This is a genomic window from Streptomyces nogalater, from assembly GCF_039532885.1.
GTDB lineage: Bacteria > Actinomycetota > Actinomycetes > Streptomycetales > Streptomycetaceae > Streptomyces > Streptomyces nogalater.
The window spans coordinates 1-3,526 of sequence record NZ_BAAASM010000082.1; the positions used below are offsets into that span (position 1 = coordinate 1).

Annotated in this window: 3 protein-coding genes; 2 read left to right on the forward strand and 1 reads right to left on the reverse strand. The window is 66.8% G+C overall.

Annotated elements, in window-relative coordinates; all coding sequences use genetic code 11:
• Nucleotides 1-983 (reverse strand): hypothetical protein (locus ABD350_RS37465; protein ID WP_344353878.1); only part of this gene is annotated, 983 nt, incomplete at its 3' end.
• 845 nt (nucleotides 984-1,828) lie between these two features.
• Here ABD350_RS37465 and ABD350_RS37470 point away from each other — a divergent pair.
• Together ABD350_RS37470 and ABD350_RS37475 are read left to right on the forward strand one after the other, a co-directional pair.
• Complete coding sequence (locus tag ABD350_RS37470; RefSeq protein ID WP_344353880.1) at nucleotides 1,829-2,353, forward strand: transcriptional regulator; 525 nt, start codon at nucleotides 1,829-1,831, stop codon at nucleotides 2,351-2,353.
• Nucleotides 2,354-2,418: 65 nt separating this feature from the next.
• A partial coding sequence (locus ABD350_RS37475; RefSeq protein WP_344353882.1) for a DDE-type integrase/transposase/recombinase occupies nucleotides 2,419-3,526 on the forward strand: 1,108 nt, incomplete at its 3' end.

Genomic DNA, 3,526 nt, shown 5'->3' on the forward strand with positions numbered 1-3,526 from the left:
GGCCGGGGAAGTGGACGGGAAGGATCCAGGGGAGGCAGCGGGTTGCCGTGCCTGCCGTCGGTCAGCGTGTGACGGCACGCGTCCCGCAGGGCCGGCAGCTCGTGCCGCCCACCGAGCAGGTTGAGGAAGTCCTCGACGCTCCAGTCGATGAGCGCGCCCTGGCGTGAGAGGTAGAGCGCGACGGTAGAAATGGCATGTGTGTCGCTGTAGTCGAGCAGCAGGTATCCGGCCAGCTGGTAGATCTCAGCGCGGCTGATGCGTTCCGGGCGGATGGTGGCTTTGCAGTCGATGAGTGCGCCATCGAGGATGAAGTCGGCGTCCGCGCCACCGACCTGCAGGCTGCCGTCGAAGACGGGACCGCAGACCCGGGCGCTGGCAGGCAGGAGCCGCATGTTCTCGAACGGGCCGTGGTCTGCGGCGAGTTGCATCTGCTGGCGGATGTCACCGACGACGTAGTCCGGCACAGCATCGACCAGGTCGTCCAGGGTGGCATCGGCAGCACAGAGACCGAGCGTGTTCCCGCGCAGCCAGCCGCAGTGACGGAAGATCGCCTCGAAGCTGGAGGCGACATGGCACAGCCGGATGAGCCGGTCCTCGTCCGCTGATGCAAGGCACAGAGGCTGCCCTGCATCGTTGTGGTAGCCGGCCAGCTCTTCCAGCATGGTGTCGCCGGCCTTCTGCACGGCGCGGATCACCTCTTGGCTGGGCCAGCCGTCGTCGTCGATGACGGCCCGGACGATGCCCTCCTTGATGGGGGCGCCGGTCGGCGCTCCCAGGGAGATCCGCAGGCGGTGATCGATGGTGTGGCCGAGCATCCGGTACTCGGGCTTCAGCCCAGTTTCCACTTGCGGCCGCAGCGGGGCAGGGAAACGGGCTAAGCGTGTGCGGTAATCGGCCAGGACGGCCTTCGTGTCGGGGAGGTGTTCCGCCAGAAAGCGCGAGATGGGGGAGCGGGGGTCCTTGAGATGGGAGGTGAGACTCATGGGGACATCTTGGAGGACGGCGCTGACAAGGCCTATGCGCCGAAACCTTCCTGCGAAGTCCGTCTGAAGGGTCATCAAGCCATGCCCTGGCTCCGTCGTCCACAAGTCGAGTCCGCCTGACCAGCAGTAACTGGACGGACTGAGCGTTCAACGGCATGCTGAAAGCGCAGAGATTGAGTCAATTCCACGGGGGTCAGCGCGAGTTGTGCAGGGAATCCGGCAATTGACTGTCAGACCCGAACGCTAGTGTTCTTGTTGTCCTGCGTCGACGCACTTACCAGGTATGGCGTGCGCATGCCGAAGTCAGGGCGCCGCGAGTCGTTACTCGCGGGTAGCTGAGGGTGGAGGTTGAGACCTCGCTTACTCCTTCGTGGCTAAGAGTGGATCCTGCGCCATGAGGGGTGGCCTGCGTATTCGCTTATTCGGCGTCGGCAGCGAGATTAGCGCTGGCTGAACGCATGCGTCGCCTCGCGGCCCGCGCTGCCTGCCCGATCGCCAATCGATGCCTTACCCCGTCCGGTTCGGCACCGGGCAGACCGGCCGCCGACGGTGGTTTCTGGAACCGCGAAATGCCCCAAATATGTCGCGCCTCGAAGTCGACCTGAACTCGTTCCGTCGCATACCCGCTCTCCTAGGGTGCCGTGCATCGGAGCCCATGGCTCCCAGCCGGCCAACTCACCAAAACCACCGTGACGTTGGAGGCCCAGCAGCGTGCAGGGCGCAGCGATGTGGCGCCCTCTCCAACCGAGAGGGCGCCCCTTCAAAGCCTGCAGCGCACCACCCCATGATCACGTGAGCCCTCGGAGAAAACTCGTATGGGATTCGGACGATTAGGCGCCCAGGGCGTGCCCGCGGCTGTAGCCCTCAGTACCACTCTCGACGAGATCGCCCAGGTCACCGACCCCTACATGACGCCGTCAGAACGGCTGAGACGTAACCTGCTCTACCTCACCCGCTCCCGCACCGGCTACACCTTCATGCAGGACTGCGGCATCCGCATGGACCGGCGGATGATCACTGCCTGGCTCGCCGAGGAACGCCACCCACGGCTCGAGCAGCAGCAGCGCCTGGAGAACGCCTTCCGCCTGCTGCGCCGCCGCAACATGGCGCCCACCATGACGCGCCGGCTCAACGCCGGGGGCGGGACCCGGGTCGAGATCTACCCCGTCGACCAGAGCAAGGTCGACGACAAGCACCGGCGCACCGCCCGCTGGCGGCACAAGAACATCTACCGCTGGGACCCCATCGTCACGGCCTGGTCGCGCAGCGACCTGCACGCGCTGACCCACCGGTGGCACGACGTCATCACCGACCTCGACTCCGACTGGCGCATGTACGAGCACGTCACCCACCTCGGCTTCTGGGCCTGACCCCGTCGCCCACCACGGCACGGGACCCAGAACCGTTGATCGACCCGCACCGAAGGAACGCCTCCATGGAGTCCCCGGACCTTGAGGTCCTCACCGACGATGACCTGGCCCGACGGCAACGAGCACGCCGCGAACTCATGGGCCCGGCCGTCCGTGCCCTGTTGGAGTTGTCGCAGCGCGGGGAGCTGACCACCGCCCACGTCGAACTGTCTGCCCACACCCTCGGCGTCCACGTCAGAACCGTGTGGCGCAACCTGGCCCGCGCCCGGCTCGGTGAACCCCTGCGACGCAGCCGGGGCCGCTTCGAGATCACCGACGACATCCGCACGCTGCTCGCCTATCACCGCGGCAACGTCAAGGCCGTCCACAGAGAACTCGTCCAGGACGCCGAGAAGGCCGGCGCCACCCCGGTGAGTCTGTCCACACTGCACCGCGCCGTCAAACGCGACCTGACACCCGGTGACCGGGCCGGTCTGAAGAGCGGCATGCCCGCCTCCCGCGGCCACGACCCGCACCTGCGCCGGCCGCCCACCTCCCGCAACGAGGAATGGGAAGGCGATCACAAGCAGGCCCCCGTCTCGGTGTGGGCCGACGGGCGGCTGGTCAAACCGTGGGTGACCTGGTTCTGCGACTGCCACACGGGCATGATCATGGGCTGGGCTGTCACCCCGCACTTCCCGCACCGCGGATCCATCCTGGCCGCTCTCAGATCCTGCATCCTGCGCGGCGGCACCTATGGCCCGGCAGGAGGTCTGCCTGCCCGGATCCGTATCGACCGGGGCAAGGACTTCCTCTCCCGCGCCGTCCAAGACGCGCTGGGCGCCTTCGCCGTCCAGGTCGACGTCCTTCCCCCCTACACCCCCCACCTCAAAGGCAGCATCGAAAACCTCAACCGAGCCGCCACCAGCATGTTCTTCTCCACCCTGCCCCGCTACACCCACGCCCAGAAACTCGGCTCCCGCCGCCGTTCGGGGGAGAAGGACCCGGCCCTGACCTTTGAAGGCTTCGTCGAGCTCTTCGCGCAGTGGGTTCAGGCCCGCAACGCCGAACACACGATGGCCGGTTACGGCGACCTCACCCCGCTGCAATGGTGGAACAGCGACCCCAGCCCGCTACGCGAGGTCAGCGCCGAAGACCTGCACGCCTTCCTCCTGGAAGGTGATCGTTCCACCC